Annotated in this window: 4 protein-coding genes; 3 read left to right on the plus strand and 1 reads right to left on the minus strand. The window is 72.5% G+C overall.

All coding sequences use genetic code 11. From position 1 onward, the window contains the following. From BGO22_RS07045 to BGO22_RS07055, 3 genes are all read left to right on the plus strand, one after another. On the plus strand, positions 1-1055 hold a 1055-nt coding region (locus tag BGO22_RS07045), incomplete at its 5' end, for a DUF4382 domain-containing protein (protein WP_286849763.1). An 18-nt stretch (positions 1056-1073) separates the two neighbouring features. Further along, entirely contained in the window at positions 1074-1628 is a 555-nt protein-coding gene (locus tag BGO22_RS07050; RefSeq protein WP_286849765.1) for an RcnB family protein, read from the plus strand. Further along, the gene (locus BGO22_RS07055) at positions 1625-2494 is read left to right on the plus strand and encodes a MipA/OmpV family protein (RefSeq protein WP_286849767.1); all 870 of its coding nucleotides are present in this window, start codon (positions 1625-1627) and stop codon (positions 2492-2494) included. Before BGO22_RS07050 ends, BGO22_RS07055 begins: the two co-directional genes overlap by 4 nt. Before the next feature lie 28 nt (positions 2495-2522). Here BGO22_RS07055 and BGO22_RS07060 read toward each other — a convergent pair. After that, positions 2523-5007, minus strand: a 2485-nt coding sequence (locus BGO22_RS07060) for an excinuclease ABC subunit UvrA (protein ID WP_286849769.1), incomplete at its 5' end; no start/stop codon positions are given.

Genomic DNA, 5007 nt, shown 5'->3' on the forward strand with positions numbered 1-5007 from the left:
CCTGCGGCTACGACGAGGTGGTGGTCACGGTGAACGAGGTGCGCGTGCACACCGCCGACGCGCCCGACAGCGACCCGGGCTGGCGCTCGATCCCCGTCGACCCGCCCCAGCGCGTCAACCTGCTGGACTACACCAACGGCGCCCTGCTCGACCTCGGGCAGGCGCGCGTGCCCGCGGGCACCTATACCCGCCTGCGCCTGGTGCTGGCGGCCAACACCGGCGCCCAGGCCGACCGCAACTGGATCGTGCTCAGCGGCAACCCGGGCGTGAGGGTGCCACTCAAAACCCCGAGCGGCCAGCCGTCCGGCCTGAAGGTGCAGACCAGCCTGGCGGTGCAGCGCAACGGCCTGACCGACGTGGTGATCGACTTCGACGCCTGCCGGTCCGTGGTGGTGGCCGGGAATTCCGGCCAGTACCTGCTCAAGCCCGTGCTGCGCACGCTGCCGCGTGTGGAGACCGGCGTGATCGGCGAGGTCTCCCTCGCTGCGGCCACGGCGGGCGCCAGCGTCTCGCTGCAGCAGAACGGCGAGGTGCGCCGCGCCACCGTGGCCGACGCCAACGGCCTGTTCAAGCTGCAACCCGTGGAGCCGGGCGAGTACACGCTGGTGGTGGTCACGCCCGGGCGGGCCACGGCGGCAGTGCGCCAGCTGCAGGTGTTCAGCGGCCAGCTGGTGCGCGCCGCGCCGGCCGGCCAGCGCATCGACCCGCCCGCCTCGGGTACGGCCATCTTCACGGGACAGGTCTCGCTCACGCCCGTGCCCACCGAGCTCGACGCAACCGTGGCCCTGCGCCAGACGCTCACGGCCGGCGACACCCTCACGTTGGTGGAGCGGCCCGTGAACGCCGTCACCGGCGAATACGCCTACACCGGCAACGCGGTGGCGGCGCCGCAGGTGGCCCAGCACGCCGCCGGCAACAGCCTGAGCTTTTCGGCCGACAACGCGGCGGCGGGCCACTTCACGCTGCGCGCCACCACGGGCGGTGTGAGCAAGACCGCCGGTCCCCTGACCGCGGCCGCCAGCGACACCATCGACCAGGATTTCGTTTTCCCCTGAACCGCAGAGCCTCAAGCCATGCCCATTCCCTCCCACTCCTTGGCCGCCCTCGTACTGGGCGCCGCCCTGGCCCTGGCCGCCGCGCCCACGCTGGCCGAGAAACCCCCACACGCCGGCGGCGGCAAACACGGCCAGTCCGAGGAAAAACACAAAGGGGGCAAACCCCACAAGGGCGATGACCGTGGCGATCGCGACGGCGGCACCCGGTATGTCCGTCCCGATGGCGACCGGACGAACCTCTCGGTGAACGTACAGATCGGCGGCTACTTCACCGACACGCAGCGCCGCGCCGCCGTCGAGTACTACGAGCCCCGCTGGCGCGCCGGCCACTGCCCGCCCGGCCTGGCGAAGAAGCACAACGGCTGCATGCCCCCCGGCCAGGCCAAGAAGTGGCACCGCGGCGCGCCGCTGCCGCGCGACGTCGTCTACTACCCCGTGCCGGACGCCATTTCCATCCGCCTGGGCGTGCCGCCAGCGGGCCACAAGTACGTGCGCGTGGCCACCGACATCCTGCTCATCGCCATCGGCACCGGCATCGTGGTCGACGCCATCGAAGACCTGGGCCGTCTGTGAAGCCCGCGCTGGCCGCCGCGGCGCTGCTGGTGACCGCGTCGGCCGGGCTCGCGCAAGCACGCGGCGACGCCGCCCCCGCCGCCGAGCCGGCCCCGGCATCGGCACCGCGCGACGACGTGGCCTTGCAGGCCAGCCGCGACTACCTCATCGGCGCCGCCATCGGCTCCTCGGCCAACCCGCTGGGCACCGCCGAGCAGAAGCTCTCGCTGGGCGGCATCTGGGCCTTTCAGCTCGGGCGCTGGCGCTTCGCCAGTTCCGGCGCCAGCGCCCTGCTCAACCAGGGCCGCGAAACCGTGGACAGCGGCGTGAGCACCCAGCTCGCGCGCGGCGACAGGCTCGCGCTCAACACCTCGCTCTCGATCGACGAGGGCCGCGACTGGCGCGACGAGAAGGACCCGCGCTACCACGGCCTGGGCAAGGTGCGCGCCACCGTGCGCGGCCGACTCACCCTCGGCCTGACGCTCAGCGAACACTGGAGCCTGACCAGCCGGGCCTCGCAGGATCTGCTGGGCCGCGACGGCGGGCTGCGCCTGGACACGGGCCTGAACTACCGCCACCGCCTCTCGCGCGACACGCACTGGGACCTGTCCTTCGGTGCCGGCTGGGCCAACGGCACGTTCCGCCAGACGCACTACGGCATCGGCCCCGAGGGCGCCGCGGCCACCGGGCTGCCCGCCTACGCCATCGGCTCGGGCTGGGACAGCCTGTCGCTGGGCTGGCGCCTCACCTCGGCCATCAACCGGCACTGGGTGGGCTACGCGGGCCTGGGCGTGGCGCAGCTGCAGGGCGCCGCGCGGCGCAGCCCGCTGGCCACGCGGCCCACCACCTTCAGCGCGGGCCTGGGGCTGGCCTACCGCAACCGCTGAGACGGGCGGGCTTCATGCGCCGCCGGCCTCAGAGCAGGCGCTTGAGGTAACGCCCCGTGTGGCTGGCCGGGTTCGCGGCCACGGCTTCCGGCGTGCCCTGCGCCACCACGGTGCCGCCGCCGGTACCGCCCTCGGGGCCCATGTCGATCACCCAGTCGGCGGTCTTGATGACGTCCAGGTTGTGCTCGATCACCACGATGGTGTTGCCCGCGTCGCGCAGCTGGTGCAGCACCTTGAGCAGCAGCTCGATGTCGGCGAAGTGCAGGCCGGTGGTGGGCTCGTCCAGGATGTAGAGCGTGCGCCCGGTGTCGCGCTTGGACAGCTCCAACGCGAGCTTGACGCGCTGCGCCTCGCCGCCCGACAGGGTGGTGGCGGCCTGCCCGAGCTGGATGTAGGACAGGCCCACGTCCAGCAGGGTCTGCAGCTTGCGCGCCAGCGTGGGCACGGCGCCGAAGAAGGCGTGCGCCTGCTCCACCGTGAGCGCCAGGATCTGCGCGATGTTCTTGCCCTTGTAGAGCACCTCCAGCGTCTCGCGGTTGTAGCGCTGGCCGTGGCAGACCTCGCAGGGCACGTAGACGTCGGGCAGGAAGTGCATCTCGACCTTGACCACGCCGTCGCCCTGGCAGGCCTCGCAGCGCCCGCCGGCCACGTTGAAGCTGAAGCGGCCTGGGCCGTAGCCGCGCTCGCGCGCGGCCGGCACCTCGGCCATCAGCTCGCGGATGCCGGTGAACAGGCCGGTGTAGGTGGCCGGGTTGCTGCGCGGCGTGCGGCCGATGGGCGACTGGTCGACGTTGATGACCTTGTCGAAGTGCTCCAGGCCCTCGATGGCGTCGTGCGGCGCCGGCTCGTCGTGCGAGCGGTAAATGGCGCGCGCCACGGCGGCGTAGAGCGTGTCGTTGACGAGCGTGGACTTGCCCGAGCCCGAGACCCCGGTGACGCAGGTGAACAGGCCGACCGGGAAATCCACCGAGACACCGCGCAGGTTATGGCCCTTGGCGCCGAGCACGCGGATCGCCTGGCCGCCATCGGCGGCCGAGGCCGGCGGCGCGGCCGCCGCGCGGCCCCTGGCGCTCGGGAAGCGCGGCTTGACGGGTTCGGCCGGCGCGGTGGCCGCGCGCGCCGGCTGCCAGGGCGTGCGCCGGGCCGGCACCTCGATGCGGCGCGTGCCGCCCAGGTACTGGCCGGTGAGCGACTCGGGCACCGCGACCACGTCCTCGCAACTGCCCTGGGCCATCACGCGCCCGCCGTGCACGCCGGCGCCCGGGCCCATGTCGATGACGTGGTCGGCGGCGCGGATCATGTCCTCGTCGTGCTCGACCACGAGCACGGTGTTGCCCAGGTCGCGCAGGTGCTGCAGGGTGCCGATCAGGCGGTCGTTGTCGCGCTGGTGCAGGCCGATGCTGGGCTCATCGAGCACGTACATCACGCCGGTGAGGCCGCTGCCGATCTGGCTGGCCAGGCGGATGCGCTGGGCCTCGCCACCCGAGAGCGTATCGGCGCTGCGGTCCAGGCTGAGGTAATTCAGGCCCACGTCGTTGAGGAAACTCAGGCGCTGGCGGATTTCGTGCACCACGCGGCCCGCGATCTCGCCCTTGGCGCCGCTCAGCGCGAGCGAGGCGAACCAACGCAGGGCCTCGCCCAGCGTGACGTGGCCAATCTCGAAGATGGCGCGGCGCTGCGCGCCCTCGCCCACGAAGACGTGGCGCGCCTCGCGGCGCAGGCGCGCGCCGCCGCACTCCGGGCAGGGCCGCGTGGCGCGGTAGCGCGCGAGTTCCTCGCGCACGGTGGCGCTGTCGGTCTCGCGCCAGCGCCGCTCGAAGTTGCGCACGATGCCCTCGAAGGCGTGCTTCTTGTTCACGCGCTTGTTCGCGCGCTCGCCGCCGTCCAGCGCGTACTGGAAGCGGATTTCCTCGTCGCCCGAGCCGAACAGCAGCACCTGGCGCACCGCCTCGGGCAGCGACTCCCAGGGCGTGTCCACGTCGAAGCCGTAGTGCGCGGCCAGGCTCTCGACCAGCGAGAAGTAGTGGCCGTTGCGCCGGTCCCAGCCCTTGATGGCGCCGCTGGCCAGGCTGAGCGAAGGGAAGGCGACGATGCGCGCGGGATCGAAGAACTCGGTGTGGCCCAGGCCGTCGCAGGTGGGGCAGGCGCCCAGGGGCGAGTTGAAGGAGAACAGGCGCGGTTCGAGCTCGGCCACGGTGTAGTGGCACACCGGGCAGGAGAAACGCGCCGAGTGCGCGTGTTCCTCGCCCGAGTCCATGTCGAGCGTGAGGGCGCGGCCGTCGGCCAGGCGCAGCGCGGCCTCGAAGCTCTCGGCCAGGCGCTGGCGCTGCGTGTGGGTGCCGGCGGCATCGGCCTCGGCGCGCACCTTCAGGCGGTCGATCACGACGTCGATGTCGTGCTTGTCGTTCTTCTTCAGCGCCGGCAGGGCCTCGGCCTCCACCACCGCGCCATCGACGCGAAAGCGCACGTAGCCGCGCGCCTGCATGTCGGCGAACAGCTCGGCGAACTCGCCC

This window comes from Hydrogenophaga sp. 70-12 (genome assembly GCF_001897365.1).
GTDB lineage: Bacteria > Pseudomonadota > Gammaproteobacteria > Burkholderiales > Burkholderiaceae_C > Hydrogenophaga > Hydrogenophaga borbori.